This is a genomic window from Alkalimarinus coralli (genome assembly GCF_023650515.1).
Classification (GTDB): domain Bacteria; phylum Pseudomonadota; class Gammaproteobacteria; order Pseudomonadales; family Oleiphilaceae; genus Alkalimarinus; species Alkalimarinus coralli.
Genome location: NZ_CP096016.1, coordinates 3,654,390 through 3,681,103 on the forward strand (window position 1 = coordinate 3,654,390; position 26,714 = coordinate 3,681,103).

The 26,714-nt window shown below is 46.9% G+C and carries 24 protein-coding genes; 13 read left to right on the top strand and 11 right to left on the bottom strand.

What is annotated here, in order from left to right:
- Window positions 1-73: 73 nt before the first annotated feature.
- From MY523_RS16360 to MY523_RS16380, 5 genes are all read right to left on the bottom strand, one after another.
- Window positions 74-2,134 (bottom strand): NADPH-dependent 2,4-dienoyl-CoA reductase, encoded by a 2,061-nt coding sequence (locus MY523_RS16360; protein WP_250655751.1) that lies wholly within the window; start codon window positions 2,132-2,134, stop codon window positions 74-76.
- Window positions 2,135-2,333: 199 nt separating this feature from the next.
- On the bottom strand, window positions 2,334-2,588 hold the full coding sequence (locus MY523_RS16365) for a hypothetical protein (RefSeq protein ID WP_250655752.1): 255 nt from the start codon (window positions 2,586-2,588) through the stop codon (window positions 2,334-2,336).
- 63 nt (window positions 2,589-2,651) lie between these two features.
- The gene (locus MY523_RS16370) at window positions 2,652-3,551 is read right to left on the bottom strand and encodes a hypothetical protein (protein WP_250655753.1); all 900 of its coding nucleotides are present in this window, start codon (window positions 3,549-3,551) and stop codon (window positions 2,652-2,654) included.
- A gap of 52 nt (window positions 3,552-3,603) precedes the next feature.
- Window positions 3,604-4,422, bottom strand: coding sequence for an AraC family transcriptional regulator (locus tag MY523_RS16375; protein ID WP_250655754.1), 819 nt, complete (start codon window positions 4,420-4,422; stop codon window positions 3,604-3,606).
- Between the two features lie 39 nt (window positions 4,423-4,461).
- Window positions 4,462-5,061: a LysE family translocator gene (locus MY523_RS16380; RefSeq protein ID WP_250655755.1), complete on the bottom strand. Its 600-nt coding sequence runs from the start codon at window positions 5,059-5,061 to the stop codon at window positions 4,462-4,464.
- Between the two features lie 148 nt (window positions 5,062-5,209).
- On the opposite strand from MY523_RS16380, the gene MY523_RS16385 reads away from it, so the two are divergent.
- Window positions 5,210-5,716, top strand: coding sequence for a hypothetical protein (locus tag MY523_RS16385; RefSeq protein WP_250655756.1), 507 nt, complete (start codon window positions 5,210-5,212; stop codon window positions 5,714-5,716).
- A 1-nt stretch (window position 5,717) separates the two neighbouring features.
- The gene (locus MY523_RS16390; RefSeq protein WP_250655757.1) at window positions 5,718-6,044 is read left to right on the top strand and encodes a hypothetical protein; all 327 of its coding nucleotides are present in this window, start codon (window positions 5,718-5,720) and stop codon (window positions 6,042-6,044) included.
- A gap of 68 nt (window positions 6,045-6,112) precedes the next feature.
- Here MY523_RS16390 and MY523_RS16395 read toward each other — a convergent pair whose 3' ends face one another.
- Window positions 6,113-6,874 carry an SDR family NAD(P)-dependent oxidoreductase gene (locus tag MY523_RS16395; RefSeq protein WP_250655758.1) on the bottom strand — a complete coding sequence of 254 codons (762 nt, stop codon included), beginning with the start codon at window positions 6,872-6,874 and terminating at the stop codon, window positions 6,113-6,115.
- Window positions 6,875-7,157: 283 nt separating this feature from the next.
- On the opposite strand from MY523_RS16395, the gene MY523_RS16400 reads away from it, so the two are divergent.
- The gene (locus MY523_RS16400) at window positions 7,158-8,918 is read left to right on the top strand and encodes a vWA domain-containing protein (RefSeq protein ID WP_250655759.1); all 1,761 of its coding nucleotides are present in this window, start codon (window positions 7,158-7,160) and stop codon (window positions 8,916-8,918) included.
- Between the two features lie 25 nt (window positions 8,919-8,943).
- Here MY523_RS16400 and MY523_RS16405 read toward each other — a convergent pair whose 3' ends face one another.
- Window positions 8,944-9,576, bottom strand: coding sequence for a hypothetical protein (locus tag MY523_RS16405; RefSeq protein ID WP_250655760.1), 633 nt, complete (start codon window positions 9,574-9,576; stop codon window positions 8,944-8,946).
- Window positions 9,577-9,997: 421 nt separating this feature from the next.
- Here MY523_RS16405 and MY523_RS16410 point away from each other — a divergent pair, with 421 nt between their 5' ends.
- From MY523_RS16410 to MY523_RS16430, 5 genes are all read left to right on the top strand, one after another.
- Window positions 9,998-10,696 carry a hypothetical protein gene (locus MY523_RS16410; RefSeq protein WP_250655761.1) on the top strand — a complete coding sequence of 233 codons (699 nt, stop codon included), beginning with the start codon at window positions 9,998-10,000 and terminating at the stop codon, window positions 10,694-10,696.
- A gap of 559 nt (window positions 10,697-11,255) precedes the next feature.
- A complete protein-coding gene (locus MY523_RS16415) occupies window positions 11,256-13,103 on the top strand; it encodes a putative bifunctional diguanylate cyclase/phosphodiesterase (RefSeq protein WP_250655762.1) in 1,848 nt (615 codons plus the stop codon).
- Between the two features lie 170 nt (window positions 13,104-13,273).
- Window positions 13,274-15,151: a PAS domain-containing protein gene (locus MY523_RS16420; protein WP_250655763.1), complete on the top strand. Its 1,878-nt coding sequence runs from the start codon at window positions 13,274-13,276 to the stop codon at window positions 15,149-15,151.
- Window positions 15,152-15,384: 233 nt separating this feature from the next.
- Window positions 15,385-16,401 carry a synaptic vesicle VAT-1 family membrane protein gene (locus MY523_RS16425; RefSeq protein WP_250655764.1) on the top strand — a complete coding sequence of 339 codons (1,017 nt, stop codon included), beginning with the start codon at window positions 15,385-15,387 and terminating at the stop codon, window positions 16,399-16,401.
- Window positions 16,402-16,663: 262 nt separating this feature from the next.
- On the top strand, window positions 16,664-17,197 hold the full coding sequence (locus MY523_RS16430) for a GyrI-like domain-containing protein (RefSeq protein ID WP_250655765.1): 534 nt from the start codon (window positions 16,664-16,666) through the stop codon (window positions 17,195-17,197).
- Window positions 17,198-17,216: 19 nt separating this feature from the next.
- Here MY523_RS16430 and MY523_RS16435 read toward each other — a convergent pair whose 3' ends face one another.
- Entirely contained in the window at window positions 17,217-17,807 is a 591-nt protein-coding gene (locus MY523_RS16435) for a MarC family protein (protein ID WP_250658838.1), read from the bottom strand.
- Window positions 17,808-18,188: 381 nt separating this feature from the next.
- On the opposite strand from MY523_RS16435, the gene MY523_RS16440 reads away from it, so the two are divergent.
- Window positions 18,189-18,446 (top strand): hypothetical protein, encoded by a 258-nt coding sequence (locus MY523_RS16440; protein WP_250655766.1) that lies wholly within the window; start codon window positions 18,189-18,191, stop codon window positions 18,444-18,446.
- A 255-nt stretch (window positions 18,447-18,701) separates the two neighbouring features.
- On the opposite strand, the gene MY523_RS16445 is transcribed toward MY523_RS16440, so the two are convergent.
- The 3 genes from MY523_RS16445 to MY523_RS16455 all read right to left on the bottom strand — a co-directional run bounded on the left by MY523_RS16445 (window position 18,702) and on the right by MY523_RS16455 (window position 20,869).
- Entirely contained in the window at window positions 18,702-19,055 is a 354-nt protein-coding gene (locus tag MY523_RS16445) for a VOC family protein (protein ID WP_250655767.1), read from the bottom strand.
- 118 nt (window positions 19,056-19,173) lie between these two features.
- Window positions 19,174-19,605, bottom strand: a complete 432-nt coding sequence (locus MY523_RS16450; RefSeq protein WP_250655768.1) for a MerR family DNA-binding protein — start codon at window positions 19,603-19,605, stop codon at window positions 19,174-19,176.
- Between the two features lie 199 nt (window positions 19,606-19,804).
- Complete coding sequence (locus MY523_RS16455; protein WP_250655741.1) at window positions 19,805-20,869, bottom strand: RNA-guided endonuclease InsQ/TnpB family protein; 1,065 nt, start codon at window positions 20,867-20,869, stop codon at window positions 19,805-19,807.
- 21 nt (window positions 20,870-20,890) lie between these two features.
- On the opposite strand from MY523_RS16455, the gene tnpA reads away from it, so the two are divergent.
- The 4 genes from tnpA to MY523_RS16475 all read left to right on the top strand — a co-directional run bounded on the left by tnpA (window position 20,891) and on the right by MY523_RS16475 (window position 26,686).
- The gene (gene tnpA / locus MY523_RS16460) at window positions 20,891-21,307 is read left to right on the top strand and encodes an IS200/IS605 family transposase (protein WP_250655769.1); all 417 of its coding nucleotides are present in this window, start codon (window positions 20,891-20,893) and stop codon (window positions 21,305-21,307) included.
- A 205-nt stretch (window positions 21,308-21,512) separates the two neighbouring features.
- Window positions 21,513-22,160 (top strand): TetR/AcrR family transcriptional regulator, encoded by a 648-nt coding sequence (locus tag MY523_RS16465; protein ID WP_250655770.1) that lies wholly within the window; start codon window positions 21,513-21,515, stop codon window positions 22,158-22,160.
- A gap of 36 nt (window positions 22,161-22,196) precedes the next feature.
- Window positions 22,197-23,561: an efflux RND transporter periplasmic adaptor subunit gene (locus MY523_RS16470; RefSeq protein WP_250655771.1), complete on the top strand. Its 1,365-nt coding sequence runs from the start codon at window positions 22,197-22,199 to the stop codon at window positions 23,559-23,561.
- Window positions 23,558-26,686 carry an efflux RND transporter permease subunit gene (locus tag MY523_RS16475; protein WP_250655772.1) on the top strand — a complete coding sequence of 1,043 codons (3,129 nt, stop codon included), beginning with the start codon at window positions 23,558-23,560 and terminating at the stop codon, window positions 26,684-26,686. Before MY523_RS16470 ends, MY523_RS16475 begins: the two co-directional genes overlap by 4 nt.
- Window positions 26,687-26,714 lie beyond the last annotated feature (28 nt).

A 26,714-nucleotide genomic window follows, 5' to 3' on the forward strand; every position in this document is an offset into this window, starting at 1 on the left:
TGGCAGGCGTATAGCAATACGAAAAAACGCTGCATCAATGCAGCGTTTTCTGATAAAACCGATCTATAACGGTTTATAGCTCTGCAGCTAGCTCAGAGCCCTGACGAATCGCTCTTTTAGCATCAAGCTCTGAGGCAACATCTGCACCACCGATCAAGTGGACGTTGACACCTGCTGTTTCTAGCGCAGCATATAACTCCCGGCAAGGTTCTTGGCCTGCGCAGGTAATTACATTATCAACTTCAAGCACGCCAGCCTGTCCATTCACCGTAATATGCAACCCTTTATCGTCGACCTTGTCGTAGCTTACACCGGCGATCATTTCAACATTCTTATCTTGCAACGTTGTACGATGAACCCAGCCAGACGTCTTGCCTAGGCCTGCCCCCACTTTAGTCTCTTTACGCTGGCATAAGTAAATCTGCCTTGCTGGGGCTGTTGGTTGCTTACCTTTCTTGGCTAAACCGCCGGGCTGCTTCATGGTTTTATCGATGCCCCACTCTTTCTGCCAAAGGGCTAAATCAAGGCTTGGCGCTTCACCTTCGTTGTGGACAAGATACTCGCTGATATCAAAACCGATGCCTCCCGCGCCAATAACAGCAACTTTCTTACCTACCGGCTTGTTATGGCGTAGTACATCGATATAAGAAAGCACTTTCTCGTGGTCGATTCCAGGGAAGGTTAACTCCCGTGCGGTTACGCCCGTCGCCAAAATCACTTCATGATAGTTCCCATCAATCAAGTCTTGTGCTTCGACACGAGTGTTAAGCTTCATACGAACGCCATTTAGTTCAATCTGCTTATTAAAGTAACGAATGGTTTCGTAGAACTCTTCTTTCCCTGGCACACGCTTGGCCATATTAAATTGGCCACCAATCTCATGAGACTGGTCAAACAGTGTCACCAAATGGCCTCTCTTGGCCGCCGTCGTTGCCGCTGCCAAGCCCGCTGGCCCGGCACCAACCACTGCAATATTTTTTGGTTTGCGGGTGCGCTTGTACACCAGCTCAGTTTCAAAACAGGCTCTCGGGTTTACCAGACAGCTCGCACGCTGAGCTTTAAATACATGGTCAAGGCAAGCCTGATTACACGCGATACAGGTGTTGATTTCATCGCTTTTGTTGGCTTCTGCCTTAATCATAAACTCAGGGTCAGCCAGGAACGGCCTTGCCATCGAGACCAGGTCTGCATCACCGCTTGCCAACACTTCTTCGGCTTTTTCTGGCGTGTTGATCCGGTTACTCGTCACCACAGGGATGGACACTTCTTTTCTGAATTTCTTGGTTACCCAGGTAAAGGCTGCACGTGGCACGGAGGTCACAATGGTCGGTACTCGGGCTTCGTGCCAACCGATACCGGTATTAATAATCGTCGCACCGGCTGCTTCAATCGCTTTACCCAGTTGAACGACCTCTTCCCAGGTATGGCCTTCTTCAACCAAATCGATCATTGAGAGACGGTAGATAATGATAAAGTCATCACCCGCTTCTTTTCGTACTTTTTTCACCACCTCAACAGGCAGACGCATGCGGTTTTCGAAGCTACCACCCCATTCATCGGTTCGTTTGTTGGTGCGCTTACATAAAAACTGGTTAATGAAATAACCTTCTGAGCCCATCACTTCAACACCGTCATAACCGGCTTTTTTAGCCAGTTTAGCACAGCGCCCATAGGCATCTATTTGGCGCTGCACCCCTTTAGAACTCAACGCTCTTGGCTTAAATGGGCTAATAGGAGACTTAACGGCACTGGCCGAAACCGCCAGCGGTTGGTAGGCATAACGCCCCGCATGCAGAATTTGCATCGCTATTTTGCCGCCCTCTTTGTGCACTGCACTGGTCACTTTGCGGTGCCAGGGCAGAACCAGCGAATGGGTCAAGTTGGATGACAGTGGTGCCAGCTCCCCTTCAAGATTGGGTGCAAAACCACCGGTTACGATGAGGCCAACCCCACCCTTGGCACGCTCGGCAAAATAGGCGGCCAACTTATCGTAGTTCCAGAGGCGATCTTCAAGCCCTGTGTGCATCGACCCCATAATGACGCGGTTTTTTAGTTGGGTAAAACCCAGGTCAAGAGGTTCAAATAGTTTCGGGTATGGATGGCTCACAGAGTCTCTCCTCTCAGTGTTTATCATTCAAGTTAGCAGTAGCTGTTGTTCGAATTCGTATTAAATATCTTAACTTATGCTTGGTGGGCTACTTAATACGCAATCATCACTCAGAACGCAAGTGCCAGATCGCCTAACCAGCGGTCAGCAGGGTCAATATAAGGATTTAAATTAAAAGTGCGTTGACGTAAAACAACTCAGTTTAGCCGCCTCTGCTACTGATGCGTTAGTCAAGACGTTCCATATCGTCGTCACTGGATTTACGTTTTTTGAGCTGCTCTTTTTCTTCATCCGCCTCAGCTCCCTGAGCCTCTAATAACTGATGGTCATAGAGCCGTTCTTCAGAGGCGGCTGGCGCCGATGGTGCCGATTCTGATTTCTGCTTCTGTGCATCATCAGGCGCATGAGAGGAAGAACATCCAGCCGTTACCAGTAACAAAACAACGGCTAAAGACGCTAGAATGGCTTTAATTTTACTCATCAAAACTGAGGCTCCTGACGCGGATTAAAATAGGCGATGAAGATATTACCACGAACCAGCGAATTAGCCTCTTAGTGTATCAATAAAGCCAGCCGATAAAACATGCTGACAAGCCCAGTTGAACTCCTTGCTGTTGCATATGGCGGGGTATCCCTGAGGGGCATAATCCAGGTCAAGGAAGTATGGGCTTGCCGCCACCAGCAATCTGAAAAACTGCTCGCAAAGGGTGGCAGATTTCAGCAAAGAGCCAAAACGCAGTCCGTTACGAGCCACCACCCATAAGTATGGCTCCTGCACCAGCACCTTTTTGCTTTGGCTTAAAAAGTCAGAATGGGTAAGATAATTTAATACCTGTTCGTCGCTCTCCCTATGCTCCGGCTCAATTGCATTTAAGTAACAGGCCAAAATATTCTGGTGTACTTTGTATAGAACAAATTCACTGACGCTGCTCTCAGCAGCTTCTTGGTTGTGCGTTTCGATTAACGTAATGGCCTGCTGATAATGTTGAATCGCGTGCTTCTGGTATTCCTGCAACTGCACTCGTTTTCTCGCTGTTCTGAGTGCTCCTATGTCATCAAAATAGGTATTGGCCAATAGCCAATTTAAACGGGCGGCCCTAAGCAAAGGCATACCTTGTTCATTAACCTGCGCTTGCAGAAACAACCTAAGGTCAGCAACATCGGCTTCTGTGGTGGCATGTTTTGGGCAATCAACCAAGTTGTTGTAAATACGCATCAGTGCTTCAGTATCGGCCGGAAAAGGTGACGGAAAGTACCGCTTATGCAACGACTCAATCAGCTGTTGGGTGTGACTGGTTGATCGCTTATGAGGTTGTCGATAGTGTGATTTAAGTGTTTTTTCATCAATGCCACCAAAATAAATCCGATCCAGCTCCGACATAAACTGATCCCATGTCCAACCTTGGCTTTTTAAGCGGTGAATTTTGCAGAACAGATTTGGCATTTTGAATACAGTTCGTTAATCAGTCTAAATGCAGCCTAGCCAATCCCTGAGATTAGACAAAAAACGCTTGGTACTGCCTGGGAGTGACCGCCAATCGCTTTTTGAAGTTACGCTGGAAGTGGCTTTGGTCAGCAAATCCTAGCACGCTTGCTGTATCGACGATACTCTCCCCGCGCTGAAGAAGCGATTTGGCTTTTTTTATCCGCTGATCTAATTGAAACGCATGGGGTGACTGGCCGTAAGCGTGTTTAAAGCTGCGAATAAGGTGATAACGGCTGAGACCTGAGTGAGCTGAAAACTCATCTAAAGAAATATTCACGTCCAGCTGATCCATGATCAGCTCCTTGACCTGTTTGACTCGCATTAGGTCTGGTAGCGCTGACGCCTTTGCCAGAGAGGCGCTATTCATAAATCGCCGCTCTAGAAACTGAATTAACAGGCTTTCAGCGACCAAGGGGTTCGTTTCTGCGACTAATATTTCGAATAGTTTGCCAAAAGAGTGGTAGGTTTTGGCATCACTCTCATAAAGGTTCGGAAAAGGCAGATAATCGATACTATGAAAACTGAGCATTTCTTGCTGTAATTCACCGATCCAGTGGGTATCAACAAACAGCATTCTATATGACCAAAGCCCCTCTTTGGGGTTGCAGCTGTGAGCGTCCGCCGGGTTAATTGTCACGGTCATGCCCGAACCAATATGATTTTTACACCTCTGATTGCGGTATTCAGCCTCTCCCTCATCAATCACACCGAATGAGAATTCGTCATGAGAGTGGGTGTGATAGCAGGCGCTAGAGCGATCAGCCCGACGCATTTCGACAAATGGCAGTATGTCGCTCTTCTTAAAAAATAAGGACTGTTCCTGCGCCATCAACAATATCTCGTCAACAAGAAGTGGGTGAATAAATCATTATGCACTTATAAAAATAGAAACAACCGTGCTACTTAGCAATAGCCCCATCACAATATTAAAGCTAATTTGCTGCCTCTCATTAGACAAATATTTGCGGATAACATGCCCAATCGCAGCCCAAGTACCTACTCCAAATAAGCAAACGACAAACGATATAGCGCAGAAAACAAACAGGTATAACGAAGCAGGCGTGTTCGCCGCCACAAACAGCGTAACCCCTGACATTGATACCAGCCATGCTTTGGGGTTTAACCATTGAGACAATGCTCCCTCAAGCAAGCTTGGCGGTCTCGCTTGCGCCGCTTCAATATCATTGGTCGGCTTAGATGTCGCAATTTTATACGCCATATACAATAGAAAAGCGCCCCCAAGATACCGTAATGAATCAGTTATCTGAGGGTACATCTCCAATATACGATTAAGACCGACCCCAACTAAAAATACAATCAATGTGTACGCGATAGTCGCCCCGAGTACATGAGGCAAGGCTCTGCGAAAACCAAAATTAGCCCCAGCTCCCGTCGCTATAATATTGACCGGACCAGGAGAGATTGCGCCTATCAAGGCAAAGATAAACATTGAGAGAAAGATCGTCATATTGCCAGCCTCTATCACGTTAAAGAGCAGGCAATATAACAATGCAAACAGGTAAGATATTGAACAAAATTGCGGTGAACTTCATTCCTCTTCATATAATAAGTTGATAAGCTACCGTCACGCTGATTTTTAATAAATAAGGATGTTTATGAAAAGCTTGACCACAGTTCTATTTATTCTGCTCACCCTGGTTTTTAGCCCCGCCTCTTTCTCAAAAGAGCTGATCCTTTCTGCAAATTTAGCGATGGATTACCCCGACCCGACATTAATTTCTCACACCCGCTCATCATTAATATTCAAATACGACAACTGGTCATTTGTCCACGAGGTGGTCGACCCTAAAAGTATATATAAGTCGATAGATCTTACGGGGATTGATCAAGTGTTTCTAATATCAATATTCGACAAAACAAAGCGAGATTCACTGCCAAGCTGGCTGGCAGCGCTATCAAAAGATCAGGCGAAAGAGTTTAACGTTACCCCAACAAGTGTTGAAAAATCAGCTATCGGGAAAGCAAAAATCACTTCAGTTTATGATGAAGAGAGGCAAAGTGCCCAACTATATATTTTTGAAGAGTTGATGACTCACCATATAACGGTATATGGATCTAAGGAAAAGCTTGATTTAGTCAAGCGCAGTATCAAGGAGAGATAATATGGATTTACATCAGAGTGATGACTTAAGAGCTTTTTTAGTCTCTTTGTTTGGCAACCAAGCCAATAACTGGCCGATGTCAGAAGGCATATTTAACTTAACATTTGAGCTGGTTTCAGAGTCAGGCCAGTGTTCTGGAGCAATGAGTGTTGTACCCCGCCCATTACCGTATGGCAAAGCGCCATTCAAGTGGATGTCTAAAGAGTTGAGAGGTATGTTCCTAAGAGATTTAAAGGAGAATAAAGAGCAGTATGTTACATGCCCAAAAACGGCAGCTTACAGGATGGCGCATCAATTTCATATGGCAGCGCAGGGTATAGGGACTTAGACACCAATATGATAAAAGGCTGACCAGAGCCTTTTATCATAAACGTAGGTAAAACAACGTTCAAAGCCCTACTTAGGCTGAAGCCGAACCGCGCTGTCCAAGCGCACCGTTTCACCATTCATGATCGGGTTTTCCACCATATGTTTGACCAACTGGCCAAACTCTTCCGGGTGACCCAATCGTGGTGGGAATGGCAGGCCAGCGGCCAAGGCATCTTGAACGTCTTGCGGCATACCTTCCATCATTGGTGTTTTAAAGAGCCCTGGCGCAATGGTGTTAACCCGAATACCAAAACGCGCAAGCTCCCTTGCCGCTGGCAGCGTCATAGCAACCACCCCTCCTTTCGATGCAGAGTATGCCGCCTGACCAATTTGGCCTTCAAACGCTGCAATTGAGGCGGTGTTGATAACAATTCCCCGCTCACCATCGGCATTAGGGGTGCGCTGTTGCATCTGTTCTGCGGCCAGGCGAAGTATGTTAAACGTACCAATCAGATTAACATTGATCGTTTTGCTAAAGACATCCAGATCCATAGGGCCATCTTTGCCCAGAATTCGGCCTGCGGTGCCAATACCGGCACAGCTAACCGCGATACCACAAGGGCCGAGGGCTTCCAGCGACTGCGCCAACGCCTGCTTGGCACTTTCTGCATCTGAGACATTACACTGGATCGCCAGACCACCTAACTCAGCCGCTAGCTTTTCTGCTTTTTCAATTTGCAGATCCAACAAGACGACTTTCGCCCCCGCTGCGGCCAAAATTCTTGCTGCGCCTTCTCCAAGGCCAGAAGCACCACCGGTTATGATCGCTGGTACATTTTGAAGTTCCATGATGAAATCCTTCTTATTTTTAAACAATGAATGAGGCTATTTTGGCGAACTATACAGACTGACCACAATGGTGATAGCCACCATAACAATAGGCAAAAACAATCAATTTTAACGCTCCGGTTAGCGAGACTCACCCGTTTTTGGGTAGCGGGAAATCTCCTTACCATATTTTATGGCTAGCCGGAAGACCAATTTAAAGCTGATACACCCTTATTCCAGGCTGCGAAACATTATTATCCTGTCATTACTCCCTCCACCAAACTGAATGATGAAGGATACCAACATGACCATAAACTCGATGCCCCCAAAACCATGTTATAAACCAGCTCACACCAAGCAGTACCTGACCATGGCGCTATCTACCGCCATACTGGTTGCTGGGTGCAGCACTAACGAACACGCTATCGAAGAGCAGGAACACGCCCCACATTTAAGCACAGCAAAAGAGCAAGCACGCTCTCAAGGTAAAAAGGCCAAACATGAAAGCAAAATAGCCGCTCAAGCTGTACTCATGGACGCAACAATGCCAGAAATGCGCATCGCTTCCGGGGCTTATATCAGCCCCGCCCTACCCCCATCACCCCCTATATCTACAGAGCGGTACCAGAACATTGAGCAAAACAGCGTGATGGCGGTCAGCGAATCTCCCGTTAGTACCTTCAGTATAGATGTAGATACAGCAAGCTATGCCAATATTCGTCGATTCATTAACAATGGGCAAATCCCGCCCGCCAATGCGGTCAGAACCGAAGAGCTAATTAACTATTTCGACTACCAGTACATGCCACCCTCATCCGAAAGCCAGCCTTTCTCGGTTCATTATGAGGTGGGGCCAAGTCCATGGAACAGTGATCGAACATTACTGCATATCGGAATACAGGGTTATAAAGAGCAGGCTGCCACGCGCCCAGCGGCCAATCTCGTATTTCTAGTCGATGTATCTGGGTCAATGAATAGCACAGACAAACTTCCATTGGTTAAGAAGTCGCTGCGTCTGCTGACCAAACAGCTAAATCAGGATGACCGAATATCGCTGGTGGTCTACGCGGGTTCTGCACGTGTGGTATTGGAACCCACGCCAGGCGACAAAACCTATAAAATTTTACAGGCTATTGATCAGCTTCAAGCTGGCGGTTCGACTCACGGAAGCGCGGGTATAGAACTCGCTTACCAACTTGGACAACAAGCAACCATCGAGAAAGGGATTAACCGGGTTGTTCTGGCCACCGATGGCGATTTTAATGTAGGCGTCAGCTCCATCGACGAACTCAAAAACTATATTGAACAGAAGCGAAAAACGGGCATACAACTTTCTGTGCTGGGCTACGGAACCGGTAACTATAATGACGCGCTAATGGAAGAACTTTCCAACAGAGGCAATGGCAACGCTGCTTACATTGATAACCTGAAAGAAGCTCAAAAAGTACTGGTTGATGAGATGAGCAGCACATTGCAAACCATTGCCAGCGACGTTAAGTTGCAAATGGAGTTTAACCCCCAGTGGGTTCAGGAGTACCGCCTTCTGGGCTATGAAAACCGCTTATTAAACCGGGAAGATTTTAATAATGACAAAGTTGATGCCGGTGAAATCGGGGCGGGGCACAGCTTAACTGCTATTTACGAGTTAACGCTGGTAGACGCCAAAAAACCATGGAATGACCCACTTAGATATGGAGAAAAACAGGCCCCGCATAGCGCCAAGAATAATTCCAGTGAGCTTGGTTTATTGAAAATTCGCTACAAATTGCCTGACCAATCTAATAGTAAACTGCTCCAGTTCCCGGTTAACAAAAATGCAATTAAGAGTAGTCTAAGCAGTACCAGCGAAGCATTTCGATTTGCCTCATCGGTAGCCGGCTTTTCAGAACTCCTACGCAATAGCCAATACCTTGACTCATACTCCTTTGACGATGTTGTTAAACAGGCCGAGCGTGCCAAGGGCCGTGATCAATACGGATACAGAAGTGAATTTGTTCAACTAGCCAGGTTAGCCCAGACCCTGGCAGATGAACCACAAAACAAAGGAGGGGTTGACGGGGGTTAAGTGGAAGGCGTCAGTAAGGAAAGCTTTAGCGGGCAGCTCGTGCCCGCTCCCATGCAAGCTGGATCAAACCATATTTGTGCAGTTGCTGATCCAGCATAGCAACCACTTGATCTTCTGTTTTACAGATATGCTTTCTGACCAGCCCGCCGTCAGCAAAAATTTCCACCGACCAACTAGAGTGCTCTGCATCAAAGCGCCCACAAACAACATCTATGGTCACTTTTTGCGGGGCATTGCCCACATCGATTGTTGAATAAACATGTGTTTCATAAAACCCTTTACGTAAAACGTGCTCAGCCGTTTTAATATGCTCATGATTAAAGCCTTGAGTCTGTTTGAGTTCAGGGTAGCGTTTAAACAGATAGACTAAAACCCACCCTAACTGTTCGATATAACGAACCTGCTCATCGGTAAATTGGCTCACTCGAATTGAGTTAGGCAACCTTGGTTTAACCGCTTTGCCATCGCCACTCAAAACCTCCCTGTTAAATGAGACAACATCGGCGGGCTGGCTACGCTTGGTGTTTTCTCTCGCATTACCGAGACAGGTTGAATGACCTCGCATCAGTTTAACATTTGCACCGAGAACCCCCTCCCGGCCAGCGCCATAATGCTTTTTGTTATGATCTGTGTTCTTCAATTGTCTGTTACTCATCATGAGTACCTCCATAGTGGTTAACGTCCGGAATAGTGGTTCACTCCCTTAAATCACAGTTAAGTGACACATCTCACACCATCATAATTAACCTTTTTAAAACGTCTCTCAATGATCAATAACCACCATAACAGTAGGTACAATTCGCATAAAAACATCTCACAACAACAATAAGTAAGTGCACACTTACCTTATTAAGCACAATAAATAGACGTATAAAAAAATGTAAAATATTCATTCTTTGCTAACAAACCCAAATACAAAACTATCGTACCAGTATTATAATAACCCGAGTAACAGGCTGTATCTGCGCTATATTGACCTAAGCGACCCATTGAGCTCAGTGACGGGTCAATGACGGCAAGAGGATTGGGCGGAATACTGCCACACCGTTAAACCGGACGATCATTGAATGGAGTAAATCATGTCTGAAACAACTGCCCTGTGGGGTTTTCCCATCAATGAGCAACTGCATATAGAAGCTCACGATACGGTAAAGAAAATTCAAGATGACTGCGGCAAAGGCACCAGACAGCTAAACGAGCAAGCAGCCCAGATCGTTGTAAAACTGACACAACATGGCTTGGAGCACTACTATCAACGTCCAACAGAGATTGTTCCGCTACCCCCCACCATGAAAAAGGCTGCTGACACCGGGATTAAAGCCGTAATGGGTGCGATACAGCTGGTAATAAAGCAGTTTTTCAAAAAGCGAAATGATGAAGAGCTTAAGCTGCTGAGCCTCTACATCGAGCAAATGCTCTGGACTCACCCTGACAAGAATGAACCTCACTTAGTGTTTGCCGTGCACGAGGAGCTGCACAAAAGAGCCGTCGCACTGATTGACCAGGTCAGAGAAGAAAATACTACCGATGCTTATATTGATGATGTTATCGATGCATTATGCGAACTGGTTGAGCTCAGTGTTGCCAATTACTACCACCAGCCGATTGATAAAGTAGCAATGGGTGGGGTGAGCAAAAAAGCCGCAGACCTGGGCATTAGTCAGGCCGAAAAAGGCATCAGAAAACTAATCGACAAGCTATTAAGAGAAGTTAATCACAAACAGTTAGTAGAGCTTTCTTACCACCTTGAGAGCATGATTCACCAAAAAGCAGTCTAAAACCAGACAATCACTGACGAGTGTAGGATATCTCGCACACGCATTTAAGAGATCTCCTATATATTTTTCTCGCTCTGCACTCTACTATGTTCAACATAAGGAAGCAGCGAGAAAGGATACCGCTTAGGAAGCTACCCGAAGGGACGCAAACACGGATGTGGCAAGGAAGTAAACACGGACGACAAGGCCACCAGAAGGAATGGTAACGGAAGCGCCAAATAAACAAGAGCGTCGCATGGAGTGCGGCGCTTTTTTTTTGCCTGCCTGTTTTCTATCTCATGGGTTGCACTCGCCTCAACTCCGCCGAATAAATTGATCATTTATTGAACAATCACTCAATTAATACACTATACTTTTCTTAAGTTGAGACCTTTCGCAGCGCTGTCTTACATAGAGCTGTCTTGCGCAGAGCTGACTTGCACAGAATGAGCTTTCACAACAATGGATTTTCACAACAATGCCAGTGCGGAAGCCATACAAGCCTCTCAAACCAGCCACACGAGAATGACTGGGTATCCAACGGGTCTAACCTTAAGCGTCCAATACAAGGGTTATCACGATGCACCAGCAGACATTAGACGAAGAAGCCACAGAAAAGGTTTCTATTCAGCAGCTTGAAAGCCTTTTGGAGATGCAAAGGGATATCCTTGAAACGGCCCTGTTCAGCATGGACTATCACGAAATACTAAACCAGATTTGTCTGGCGGTTGAGCACCTCTCTCCCAACAGTCTCGCACTTATTTTGGAAATGGACTTGGATAGTAAAAGGTTTCGAATACGCGCAGCCCCCAGCCTGGACACTGAGCGAATCAAGCAGGTTAATGAACTCAAATTTGACGAATCAGTGTATTGGCTCGATAACACCCTAAACTCAAAACAACCATTATTTATCAGTAATATTCAGTCTTCTCCAAATTCAACGTTTCTGCATACGATATCCCCGGAGCACCAGTCTATGGTCTGCTCGACAATCGGTGACGCACAGGCAACAAAGCTCGGCGTGCTTTGTTTATTCAGGCTCAAAAACTCAACACCACCGGACTTTATCAATCAGCTAAGCAAGACCACGAGTTATCTTGCGAGCCTGGTGCTGCAACGTGAACGGCATGAAGATCATTTTTCCAGCCCGGCATATCGGGATACTCTTACCTCGTTGCCAAACCGCCACCTGCTGAGAGACCGCATATGCCAGGCAATTATCCAGGCCAATCACCATAAAATGCAGGTTGCATTGATACTGCTTGATCTTGACCGATTTAAACATATCAATAATTCATACGGCCATGAAGTGGGCGATATTCTGCTAAAAAAAGTCGCTCAACGAATTGTTAACGCTGCAGGAGAAGAGTACACCGTCGCCAGACTAGGCGGAGATGAGTTCGCTATCTTGGTTAACCAGGTTGACAACATTGATAAAGTCACTGACTTGGCCGCCCATATCTTATCTGCGCTTGAACACCCTCTGAGCATTCATGAACACAAGTTTTATTTGATGGGGAGCATCGGCATCGCCGTCTACCCTCATGATGGTCAGGATGATGAAACCTTGCTGAGCTGCGCCGATGCAGCGATGTACCAGGCAAAAGCCATGGGCAGAAACCAGTTTTCATTTTACGAATCGTCACTTACAGATACCGCCCATGAGCACCTGTCACTTGAACAGGACTTGCGCCAAGCATTACTCAACCGGGAGTTGACAACGTTCTACCAGCCCCAGGTCAACCCGTTTTCAGGGAGAATTGTTGGCATCGAAGCGCTGGCACGCTGGCACCACCCTACCCGAGGGTTAACGTCCCCTCATGCGTTTATTCAGGTTGCGGAGGAGGTAGGGCTGATTGATGAACTTGGTGCAATCATCACCGAGCAAGCCTGTATCCAGTTAAAACAGTGGCATCAGCATGGCGCAACTGATGTCAGAATGGCGATTAATGTTTCAGGTCGCCAACTTAGCAATCTGGTCGTTGGTCAACTCAAGTCCATTGTTTCAAATGCCGGCATTTCACCCGATAGTGTTGATTTTGAACTGACTGAAAGTTATTTGATGCACAACGCCGAGCAATCAAAGCGCCTGCTCACATCATTGCGAGATTCAGGGTTTCATATTGCGATTGATGACTTTGGCATTGGTTATTCATCACTTGCATACCTGAAACGGCTGCCGATTGATAAGTTAAAAATCGACCGGATGCTCATTCAGGATATTGCCCATGACCCCAATGATGAAGCCATTTGCCGGGCAGTCATTGCGCTCGGTCACAGCCTTGGCTTGACCATCGTCGCTGAAGGCGTGGAATCAAGAAGGCAGCAGGAATTTCTGGCAAACGAAGGGTGTGACATTCTTCAGGGGTTCAAATTTGGCAAACCGATGCCTTCCGACGATTTTGAACAGCTACTGTTTGCTGCTTAGAAGATATTGATCTATAACCGCAAAAAATTCCATCGGCAAATGCCGTTTGTAGGCCTATACTTTAAGCTATGGAAGGGGTGATACAAAACGCTCAACGGTTTGGTTTGAGTAGTCACCCGAAATGGACTGTCAAAGGGTCTCACCCCTTTGCCTCGGATCAGGCTAAAGTGATGATATTAATAAAAAAGGATAGCAGCGCCTCATTTTGTCTTTCAGGTGTCGCATGGGCGGCTTTCGCAAGCGCTATTTTCTGGCTGTTCAGCGCTTTGTCAGAAGCGTGGATATTAAACCCCGGCCCTCTTTCACAACACCTGTTTGCGCCCAGCTCAGATAGCTTGGCAAACAGAGTATCATTTGCAGTATTTGCACTCATGCTGAGCTTAGCACTGCATATGCGCCTGTATTATTCTGAAAGCCACTATAAAAATCTGCTCACACAGCAACAGCGGCTGAACACTCTTATTAAAAAATCCACAGACATCACTCTGATTATCAATGAAAGCGGGACTTGCAACTATGTTAGCCCTTCGGTTACCGACATATTGGGGTTTCGTCCTGATGAGGTGTCAGGAAAAAGCCTTCAAGAGATATTAAACCCCAAACAGATTAAACGAGCGCAAAAGATAATCAATAGCGCCATACAGGAGCAATCAGTCGCACTGCCGATCTCACTGCAACTACTAGATAAACAAAGAAAAAGCCGGCATGTAGAAGGAACCATTGCCAACATGCTTAAAGTCCCCTCCATTGAAGGGCTGATTATCAATTTACGGGATGTCACAGCTCAGGTTAATGCAGAAGCGGCCCGAGACCAGATTAAAAGCAAATACAAAAACCTGTTTTTAAATAATGAGGTCGCCATTTGGGAGGAGGATTACTCAGAGGTATATCGCGAGCTGAAAAAGCTACGCAAAATGGGCATTGAGAATATTGTGGAGTACTTTCACCGCAATGAAGAACAAACCATGCGCCTGGCTTCAATGGTAGAGATTAACGAGATTAACCAAGCCACCCTCTCTCTTTTTAACGCCAATTCACGCAGCGACTTCATCAACCATATTAATGAGATATCTAACGATCAATCCCTTGATCTGTTCAAGTCTCAAGTCGAAGCGATATGGAATGGCGCAAAAGTATTCCAAACCGATGCGACGTATAAAACGCTGGATGGCAACAATATACACGTACACCTGTACATGCCCATTCCAGATAACGAAGCGGATTACCAACACATTCCGATTAGCCGGCAAAACATCACTGATCGAAAAAACGCAGAACAGGCACTCCAGCGAAGCCAGCATCAACTGGCTGAAGCACAACGCCTGGCCAAAATCGGGAGCTGGGAGTGGAACGTAGCCGATAAGAATGTTATCTGCTCAAAAGAGGCCTACCGAATACTGGGCTACGAAATGCCACCGCTAAAAATTCATCGGGATGAGTTTATTGGTCGTGTTCACCCGGAAGACCGAACACGCTTGAAAGAAGCGATATACAACGCAATTGAGCATGTCGGCACCATTGATCTGGACTACCGGGTACTCACGCCAGACGGTCACTGTCATATTGTAAACGCGATTGCAGAAGCGATATTTGAAACCAACGGCAAGGTTAGCCACATGGTTGGCACGCTTCAGGATGTGACCAAACAAAGGCAAAATGAAGAGCGCATGATACTGGCCAATCGAATGTTTGAGCACACCCATGAAGGTATCTTCATTACCGACCAATATTCCAAGATTATCACCGTCAATCACGCGTTCACCGCAATTACCGGCTACACACTGGATGAAGCGTATGGCCAAACACCTCAGATCCTGCATTCAGGGAAACACAATAGCCAGTTCTATCAAGAGATGTGGCAAGATATCAGAAAGAAAGGCTGCTGGCAGGGAGAGATCTGGAATCGCACAAAAGATGGTCAACTGTACTCAGAATGGCTAGTCATCAACGAAGTTAAAGATGAGCAGATGAATACCATCAACTACATCGGCACGTTCTCGGATATCAATAAGGCGAGAGAAAGCGTGCGGTTAACCATGCGGGGCTAACGCCCCGCCTCGGGAATATCTTAACCTCCCCAATACCTTAGCCTTTGCAATAGCTTAACCCCTGCAATAACTTAGCCTTTGCAATAACTTGCCCCCTGCAATAACTTAACCTCAGAAAATCTGCATATCATAAACACCAATGCAATTGACCAACGGTCATTTACATAAGTACGTATCTGCGGCACAATAACTCGAACTATTCATTTATTGACCCTTCAAGGAGGATCGCTATTGTGAAAAAGGTCATGATCACTAAGGCTGGTGGCGTTGATGTACTCGATGTTCAGGACTTCCCTGCCCCATCACCACAACGAAACGAAGTCGTCATTACCACAAAAGCTTGCGGTATCAACTTTGCTGATATTCTTGCACGGCAAGGGCTTTACCCCGATGCCCCTCAACTTCCCACCTGTGTCGGTTATGAGTTTTCAGGCATTGTTACGCAAGTTGGGCCATCAGTCGACCCAAGCTGGAAAGACAAAGCGGTATTCGGCCTCACCCGCTTCAATGGCTACGCGGATACCATTTGCGTGCCTGTTGACCAAATTTTTGAAAAACCTGACTCGCTCACATTTGAGCAAGCCGCAGCCATTCCTGTTAACTACTTGACAGCATGGCAACTGCTCGTAGTTATGGGTGCGCTTACCGCTGACGACAGCGTACTGATACACAATGTTGGGGGTGGCGTTGGGCTCGCAGCGCTGGAAATTGCCAAACATATCGGCGCGACTACTTACGGCACTGCCAGCCCCGGTAAGCACAGGTTTCTGGTAGAAAAAGGACTAGACCATGCCATTGATTATCGCAGCGCAAACTGGGAGGACGAACTAAAAGCACTAACCAATGGCCTGGGCGTAGAACTAATAACCGACCCGATTGGCGGCAATCACTGGCGCAAGAGCTATCGCGCCCTGCGCGCTACCGGCCGTCTTGGTATGTTTGGTATCTCAGCAGCCTCAGACTCAAGCTGGCAGGGCAAAGTAAAACTGCTCAAAACAGCCGTTCAAATGCCTTTCTTTCACCCGGTAAACCTGATGAACACCAACAAAGCGGTATTCGGCGTTAATATGGGGCGCCTTTGGCATGAAAACGAAAAAATTCGTCAGTGGATGATGCATATTATCGATGGTGTCAACGAGGGTTGGATCAACCCACATGTTGATTGCAGCTTTACGTTTGACCAGGCTGCAGCCGCTCACCAGTATATTGAAGACCGAAAAAACAAAGGAAAGGTCGTGCTCACCCCGTAAATGATGACCAAATGCGGCCTTGATACTGAGTAGCGGAATAAAGGACTATTGCCTCAGCCTGGAATCGGTGGCCGCCCTCCCCTGATTCCGCTCGTCCCTCGCTGTATCAAGGCTACAGACTTCTCAAATTTAACAAATATTCTGCTATTTATACTTTTGTTCCCCTTTTCCGTCATTTCTACCAATGTTAAACACAACCTCGCTTCTTAAGATTCTCCAGCCTTCTAAAAATAACTTCACTTTCGTAAAGGATGTATCGCATATGATCAACAAACTTGCTTACTGGCTTGTCGCTGGACTTATTTTTTCGCTCTCATCAACAACCATGGCCACGTCTGAGAAGTCCTTAGAAGTCAAAACGCTGCCCAGCATCCACTTTTTCTATGGCGAATACTCTCTTTCTAGCAAAGATATGCACAAACAAGGTGAAAAAATCGCAGAGAAAACAGCCTATGCCATCGCCACTAAAACCCCAACAGTATTAAATGGCCCGTTTACCTATATTTTTGAAAACGTTCAGTCTTTCGACCCTAAAGCCATTAACGCCCAAATCGGCTGGCCGGTAGAAAAACCCATAAACGGCGTGGGCTCATATCTGTTTAAAGAAACCAAGGAATTTAAATGCATCAGTGTCGTCCATGAAGGGCCGCACGCTGAACTGCCCCATGCGTGGAAAAAACTGGTGACACAAGCCATTGCCGAAGGGCATAAGGTGACAGGCGAAGGCCGAACAGTAATTAAGTTATCAGGTGCCAATGGTTATGTGATAGCCGAGCTTCAGTTGGGCGTGCAGTAGACCCTGCGTTACCAAGGGACTAGCCGCCTGCAAAAAAACCTTTAGCGCCGGTAAAAATGATTTGCGCGGCGATGGCTGAGACGAATAACCCTGTAATTTTCTGCATCACCGAGAGCGACTGCTGGCTGATAAACTTCTGCAGCCAGCCAGACGACAACAAGAGAACACCAATGGTCAGAGCGGCCCCCACCAAGGCCACTAAAAACTCCAATAATTGCAAGGCATTACGAGGCTCCGCCCCCATCACCATCAAGACACCAATAACCCCTGGCCCAACCGTAATGGGTATGGCCAGAGGCACCACGGCAATGTCATTTTCATAATCATTCGAACTAACCTTTCGGCTCCCGTTCACCAGAGAAACCGCACTGAGAAACAAAATAGAACCTGCGCCGATCCTAAATGCATCCAACGTAATACCAAAAAGCTCAAAGATATATTTGCCAAAAAAGAACATCGATAAACAACTGACTAACACCGCTACAGTGACTTTTAATGAAGTGCTTTTCTTCTCCCGCTCACTCATATGGCTAGTCATGGTAATGAATGACGAGAGCACGAAAAACGGCGTCATAATAAAAAGCAGCTTGAGGTAGTTATTGATGAGCACGGTTAGCAACGGAAACTCCATTTAGCGAAGAAAGTATAAACAGGTTGTTATAAGGACGCTTTGAGCATAGTTGATTCTGTTAACAAGGTCGAAAACAAAGCCACTCATCCGACTAAAAAGTTATTTATTAACAAACAAACTGACCATCTAGTTAGCCAATAACTAACAAATTAAGCCATCAGTGAGCACTAAAAATTCTGGCACTAAAATAAAAAACCGTTAAAAACAACTAAATATCAAAAACTTATAAATTGTTTATTTACATTATTTTGTTTCTGGCACGCCCTCTGCAATACCTTAAGTACGAACCAACCAAGCAACACAGAGGTTCTACTACTTAAACTCAAAACACGTAAAAAGATTTATTCAGAGGATACTATTATGACAACTTTAGCCCTTAACACGACAAACCTGAACATTGCAGACCTGGCAACAAGCAACGAACTGGACAGCAAAGCCCTGAAAACCATCGCAGGTGGTTACAGCTACTGGACAGGCTGGTCAACCCAGTACAAATTCCGCGGTACGACCTTTTTAGGATATGTGTATAAGAACGGAAAGCTTCGCTCCAAGATTCGCAAGCACCACAGCCGTAAGTGGAGCAAGACTAACTACTTCTCAACCGATCATATCGTGTAAGTTAAGGGTTACGAACCACATCAAACAAAAAGAGCGGCCAATCGGTCGCTCTTTTTGTGGGAGCGGCTTTTAGCCGCGATTAATTTGAAAGCTAAAAGGAATCGATGGAAATAGTAATAACTCTCAGTTGACGTGAATCTTATAAGCCCTACGCGCAAACAGATTACGCCCGCAGCACTGCTGTTGCGGGATATTCTCAGAGAAAAATTTGCTCAACTACCGGAAGGGCGTTGAAAGCCCTGCCCGATACAATAGCTATTTATCTGACCAGACCGCGTATTCATTGCCATTCGGATCACAGAAATGGAAACGTCTACCTCCCGGAAAGGAAAAAATGGGCTTTATAATTTTGCCACCACAGCGCTCAATTTTGTTGCCGGTTTCCTCAAGCTGGTCACTAAAGAGAACGATTAACGCGCTTCCGGTATTGGTTGATAACACCTGATCAGATTTAAAAAAACCACCTTCTAAACCCGCGTTGGAAAATGCGGTGTATTCCGGCCCATAGTCAGTGAAAGACCAGTTAAATACCGTAGAAAAAAACTGTTTTGTTGCTGCTAAATCTTTGGACGGAAACTCAACGTAGTTAATTTTTTCGTGGTTACTCATGCATTACTCTCCTTTTTAATGGCAAGCCAAGTGCCCTGCGACAGAAACATAGGGTGCATGACTCTCTCAAGCCCTAACTATCGCTATAGCAGGGCTTGAGTTTACACCAGCCGTCGATTTACAACAGCCGTATTCGTTTGATTTCGTCTGCATCAATGCCTAATGACTCAAGAAATTTTTGGTGCTCATCGGGCTCCATCTCTTCAAATTTCTGATGCCATCTGCGCATCGCATCTTCATCAAACCCCGACGCTTTCATTATCTCTACCCATCGTTCTTTGGTCACCCTGTTTTCCTCCAGTAGTTGCGGTTCTTGCAGCAAGGCAACAATGGCCTGTTGCTGCTTTCTAAGCTGGGTTATCTCCTGCTCCAACTGTTTGAAGTGATCTCTCAACAGCTGGGGTTGGGACGCCCCCTTTTGATGATCCAGCAGGGTGGCAATGCTCGCTACCGGTATCCCATACGAGCGATATGACACAATTAAAGCCAACCTTTCCACTTCGTCACTGCCATACCAGCGATAGCCGTTATCTGAGCGATAGGCGGGCATTAACAAACCTTCGCGCTCATAATAAAGAACCGTTGCCGGGAGATGTTACTCGTCCGGGCAAGTTGAGTTACCGTAAACATAAAACCATCCACTGCCAATCAAACGCCTATTCTGAACCCTAAACCAATAGACAGTTGACTTCTCCCCTCCGTAAACGAGGGGGATTCTTAGAGCCATTACAGCCCTAAGACTAGGGCGACTACGGAGTAGTCGCTACCTTTCCTTCCGCAAGACGGTGTAGCCCCACCGCAAGAATGTTCTTGGCTGCATTAATATCTCGATCATGCGTAGTGTTACAAGCACTACAAGTCCATTCTCTTATTCCAAGTCCTGTCCTACCTTTCGGACTGCTGTCGGGTATGACCGCGCAGCACGAACAGGCTTGGGTTGTATATGCCTCGTTAACTTCATCAAAAACAATACCTGCGTGATCGCACTTGTATTCCAGTATTGTTTTCATCATGCCCCAGCCAGCATCTAGCACTGACTTGGCTAATTTTGTCTTAGCGAGACCCTTACTTGATACATTCCCGACAAAGACGGCTGCATTCTCTTGTACAAGTTTCGAGGTGTACTTATGAATACCATCTTTACGGCGGTTTACTATTTTGGCGTGGATCGCCTTCACCCGCTTTTTGTTACGAGCGCGTTGAGCTAGACCCAGCTTCGCTTCAAGGGTGCGATAGTTACGACCAAGCAGCTTGTCGCCGTGGGAAGACGTAGCCGCTTCTTTACAGCCCAAGTCGATACCAACAGCTTGTGTGCCTGTTGATTGCTCCGCTTCAACATCGACTACGACATTGAAGTACCAGCGTCCACGAGCGTCTTCGCTGAAACTGGCCGAACGGAACTTGTATTTCGACAGGTCGTAGCTGTCCCAAATCTTGAAGTGGTGGCCGTTGTGGAATACTTGGCCGTTTTTCCATTTAGACGCGCCCGTCTTGATCGGTATCCAGCCGAGTGAGCGGCGAACACCACCAGACTTGCGCCAGTTCAGCTTGGCCTTTTTGAATTGCTTACGACGGGTAACGTATTCTTTGCCAATCTCTTGAACCGTGTGGCTGTGCAAGCCTAACAGCTTGCCAGCGCCATCGGTGTACTTCTGCAAGTCATAGGCTGACATAAAGACACCACGCTCTTTGACCGAGCGGAGGCTTAGTTCGTTGAGAAAATTCCACACATAGTTAACTTGCCGAGCCATTTGGCCTAGCAAGTATGCGTGGTTATCTCTTACACGAACTCGGAGTGTCTTTGTCTTTTTCATAGAGTTGAGTATAATTGGTCTATGAAAGAAAACAAGCCTTATCGAACAGGTAGAAACTGTGTTTTTATGCTCCATGCACACTTGGTCTTCGTGACCAAGTATCGGCATGTTGTCTTTAATTCCGCTCATTTAGAAACGCTGCATGAACTGTTTTTAGTCGTATGCAAAGAGTTCGATGTTGAGCTGGCAGAGTTCAATGGTGAAGGAGACCATGTTCACTTGTTAGTGAACTTCCCGCCCAAAGTCTGCTTATCAAAATTGGTTAATAGCTTGAAGGGGGTATCCAGTAGGAAATTGAAATTGCATCACCCCGAGCTAATAAAATCAGCCTACATGAAAAATGCTCTTTGGAGTCCCAGCTACTTTGCGGGAAGTGTCGGTGGTGCACCTATCAGTGTGGTTAGGCAATACATCGAGCAACAAAACAGCCCCCATTAAACCGCTTCGCGGTTTCCGCTATCCTTCCCTGCACTAAAGGACGGGGCATAGCGCGGATTTTGGTCAACACTCAGTAATGTAGTTCAATTCGCTCCCCTTTCCCAAGCTTTACACTCGCTTTACAAACCCTTTCTTGCTATCTGTTTGAGTTCCGTTAATATATATTTAATCAATTGATCAATTAAATATATAAATCACCATTGCCATGACCAAAGAGAGTAAACGAGGCAGGCCTTCTGACCCGGAAGTCCAGCAGCAACGCAAAGAACGGCTAATGGACGCGGCCTACCAGCTGCTTGACCAAAAAAGCTACCGCACCATTACCATCCGTGAAATTGCCGAGTTGGCGGGCATGAAGTCAGCGATGATCAGCTACTACTTCAACAATAAAGAAGGCCTTTTCACCGCACTGATCGAACGTTACGCCACCGTAAACTTCAAACGAATGGGCGATGTCATGAACAGCCCGAACCCCCTTAAGGCGTTTATCAAAACGGCTGTCACCCACTTTTCAGACAACCCTGCGCTGTCCCGTTTTATCGCAGACGAAATTATGTCTCAGCAAGGCCCGCTGGGGGAGAAATTCATCGATATGATGCCGAAACGAGTCGCTGTATTTTTACCTGCGCTTATAACGTCACAACAAAAAGAAGGGCTCATCAGGCCAGACCTTGATCCGAAGTGGGCTGCATTTTCGCTTATGACGATGATTGTAATGCCGTTTATAGGAGCCCCTGTTAGAGACAAAGCATGGCAGATAAGCCATCAGGACGTTGCCAGTGAGGCATGGGTAGAACACATATACGGGCTTTTTATGATGGGCTGTCAAACTCACCCTATCACAGCAAATTAATTATTTAATCATTTAGTTACGTACAGGACACCACATATGTCTGCCAAGCTCTTACGCCGACGATATATTTTTTTGATCATTGCTGCTATCGGCATCTTCGCAGCCGTGATCATCGTTAAATCTCGACCAGCTATGCAGCATCAGCCTGAAAGCAGAGAAGCCGCAAACGTTACCGTAATCAATGTGGAACAACACCGGGTGAAACCTGCGATTACAGGGTTTGGTGAAGTTGAACCCGATATTCTGTTGGATGCAAAGTCTGAGATTTCTGGCAAAGTAGTTTATGTGCACCCCCAACTGAGAATGGGTAATATTCTGCCAAAAGATACCGTCGTCATTCGTATTGATGATAACGACTACCGTTTGGCGCTCAAACAGGCAGAGGCGGATTTAGCTGTCAGCAAAGCCAACCTTAAGGAGATGAAGCTTAACCTTAAAGATACTCAAACCGATCTTAAGCTGGCCAAAAACAAACTGGCCATCGCCACTAAAGACCTGGATCGTAATGAAAAACTACTGAAAAAAGGCTCTATATCGCAAACCGCAATGGGCGCTCAACAGACCATTGTGCTGCAGCTTAAACAAGAAGTTCAAAGCCTTACCAATCAACTCGAAACACTTCCCGCTCAACTTGAAGTTCAAGAAGCCAAAATTGTCATCTCTCAAGCCTCTGTTGAGACCCAGCAGCGTAACTTGGAGCGGGCAGTGATTAAGCTTCCTTTTAACGCCCGAATCACATCGATGTCGGTGGAAGAGAACCAGTTTGTCAGCCAGGGGGCTTCACTTTTTTCAGCGCAAACCATTAACAAGGTGCTGATTAATGCCCAGTTCCCTCTGGAGCAGTTTCGCATATTGGCAAAAGGCTTCAACCACAACCAGACAATTCTGGAAGATGCCTTTAAGAACGGCAATACCGATGAACTCTTTTCACGTTTAGGGTTGTCTGCAAAGGTTAAACTAGCAGGTGACAAACTCACCCTGTGGGATGCCAAGGTGGAGCGAATTAGCGGTAACCTCGACCCAGCCTCTCGTACGCTGGGGGTCATCGTCAGTGTTGATAGACCCTACAGCAACATCAAGCCCGGTATCAAACCGCCGCTGATGCAAGGGATGTATACAGAGGTGATACTGCAAGGAAACCCTAAAGAGTATTTTGTAGTGCCCAGGGATGCATTACATGAAAAACAGCTGTTTCTGGTCGATGAAGACAGCCGACTGAAACGGGTTGATATAACCGCTGAAGCCCAGGGAAATATGCTGCTGATCGAGCGCGGACTCACTTCGGGAGAGCAGGTCATCACGTCGGACGTATTCCCCGCCGTTGCAGGCATGAAGCTTCAGGCAACACCAGACAACGCTAAACAACAGCAAATAGTTGAGTGGCTGGAGGCCCACCAATGATCCGCTTTTTTACCGTCCATCCAACGGCTTCAAACCTCATTATGGGGTTGTTTATTCTTGCCGGTTTTCTGACCCTGCCAGAGATAAAGCGCGAGACATTCCCTGAAGTGAACTCCTTCGAAGTGGAAGTCAAAGTCCCCTACCCCGGAGCCTCACCCACCGATGTAGAGCAAGCGATTTGTAAGCCGCTTGAAGATGCGCTCGATGGCATCAGTTTCACTGAAGAGAAACGCTGCCAAGCGCGGGATTCGGTCGGTTTGATGACCGTTAAAATGCTTGAAGAGGGCAATTTCAGCCAGTTTCAGGATGACATTAAAAGCGCCGTTGATGGCATTGATAATTTTCCAGATAAGGCAGAAACCGCCGTTGTGACGGAGCTTGGTAAAACGCAGGATGTTATTACCGTGGCCATTGTCGCGGAAATGCCTCGCCCTGAGCTCAAGAACCTGGCTGAAGATATCAAACAACGCATGTTGAGAGAGACTATTGTGCCGCTGGTCGACATAGAAGGCTTCTCGACTCGGCAGTTTAAGATCCAAGTCTCACAGCATAACCTGCGACAATATGGCCTCAGCCTGCAAGATATCGCCAACCTGGTGACCAAGCAGAACATCGACCTCCCCGCAGGGGATATCACCACCCAAGACCGGGACTACCAGATTCGATTCAGTGACGAAAAACGCTCCATTGAAGAGCTCAAGCAGTTGATGGTCATTGAGGGCGGGCAACGCAACGAGGTTCGACTGGCGGATATTGCGACCATTACCGATGGGTTTGACAACCCGGAGGACAAAGTTACATTTAACGGTAAACCTGCCGCATTTTTAAAAGTCAGCAAAAACACCCGCGATGACAGCCTTAAAATACTGGCTTCGGTCGAACAGTTTATTGCAGAGCAAGAGAAGCGCCTCCCCGAACAGGTAGAGTTTCATCTCACTCAGGATTTCACCAGCATCATCAATGACCGAATTGAAATGCTCTCGACCAATGCCTGGCAAGGGTTGATTCTGGTGTTTGCCGTGATGTGGGTATTTTTTGGCACCCGCTACGCGTTTTGGGTGGTCATGGGGCTGCCTGTTTCGTTCCTTGCTGGTGCGTTTTTGCTCGGCAATATCGGCGTGAGTATTAACATGCTGTCGATGGTTGCCCTGCTGCTAGCGCTCGGTATCTTGATGGATGACGCCATCGTGATCAGCGAAAGCATTGGCAGCCAGATACGGCATGGTAAAAAGCCAGTTCAAGCGGCGATAGACGGCACAAAACTCGTCGCACCGGGGGTATTCTCTTCATTCTTAACCACGCTGTGTATATTCTCCGGGCTGCTCTTTCTGAAAGGGGATATCGGCCAGGTATTGGTAGTCATCCCCACCGTGCTAATTGCGGTAATTTCAGTCTCGTTACTGGAGGCATTCTTCATTCTGCCCCATCATTTGCAGCACTCCTTAGCTCATCAACACTCTCTGGCCAGCCAGGAAAAAGCATCTCAAATAAGTCGATGGGAAGCCCGGTTCAGAGAGTCTTTTGACCAACGGTTTGATCAGGCCCGAAAAACCATCGACCAGTGGGTGTCTGTTTTAATCAATTACCGCTATGCCTTTATTGGCAGTGTCGTGGCGGTGCTTATTATCTCGGTCAGCTTTTTAATATCGGGGGTCATAAAGTTCTCTCCCTTCCCCAATGTTGAGGGCAATGTGATTCAAGCTCGCATACTAATGCCTACCGGTACCTCACTGAGTCGCACAGAGACCGTTGTAAACCATTACACCGAAGCGCTTGAAGTCACGAACAAGCGTTTCTCCAAGGAAGGCATACCCGCAGTGGAGGCGGTCACCGTCAAATTCAATACTCATGCTGATGCATTTGAAGCGGGGCCACACTTGGCTACCATCAGCATCGATATGCTCACCGCAGAGGAGCGGGATTTCTCGCTGAATGCCTTTATGGATGACTGGCGAACAGAAGCTGGCAGTATCCCGGATGCCTGGAGCATCGCCATTAAGGAACCAAGTATTGGCCCAAGTGGGCGCGCTATTTTCATTCGGTTGCAAGGAGAAGATCTAAACGAGCTGTCCCAAGCCTCACACGCATTACAGCAATGGCTTGCGGGTTACCCCGGTGTTAACAACCTGATGGATGACCTCCGCCCGGGTAAACCGGAATTCACACTACACTTAAAAGCCGGCGCTTTCTCATTGGGTATCGACGCCCAGACCGTTGCCTCACAATTAAGAGCCGCCTACCAGGGCGCAAAAGTTATTGAGTCCAGCGTGGGGTTAGAAACCTATGAAGTCAGCGTGATGCTGGATGACGCGTCAAAGGATGAGCTGGCTGACTTTGACTCGTTCCCAATTATTCACCCTATATCAGGCGCGATTATTCCACTCTCTCACGTCGCAGACATATCACCGACTCGCAGTTTTTCCCGGATTCATCGGGTGGATAACCAACGAACGGTAACGGTTTATGGCGATATCGATAGTGAAAAAAACAACACCGGAGAAGTCATCGCCGATCTAAAAAAATCCAAGCTATCAGACCTGCAAACTCAATTCCCAAATACACACATCAGTTTTCAGGGCGAAGTTAAAGAAGGTGCAGAAACCCAAGGTTCAATGAAAACGGCTTTTATCCTGGGTTTAGCAGGCGTGTTTATACTGCTCAGTTTTCAGTTCAGGTCATACGCAGAACCGCTGGTGGTGATGCTTAACATCCCGCTGGCGTTTATTGGCGTGGTGTGGGGCCACTGGTTGATGGGGTTAGATATCACCATGCCCTCACTGCTGGGGTTTGTATCACTGGCAGGGATTGTGGTGAACGATTCAATCTTACTGGTGGAGTTTGTCAAACGGCATGTGGCTGAGGGTATGAGTGTTCATAACGCGGCTGCTAGAGCCAGTCACGACCGATTCAGAGCCGTACTATTAACCTCACTCACCACCATCGCAGGCATGACACCGTTGCTATTTGAAACCAGCCTGCAGGCCCAGATACTGATTCCCCTCGCGACCAGCATTGTGTTCGGCATTGCCAGCTCCACACTGTTAGTGCTCTTCGTGGTTCCCTGCTTTTACAGCATTCTTGAAGATTTTGGTTTGGCCAAAGCTAAAAAGACCGCCCACTCATAAGAGGGGCGGGTCTCCCCGCTACAAAACG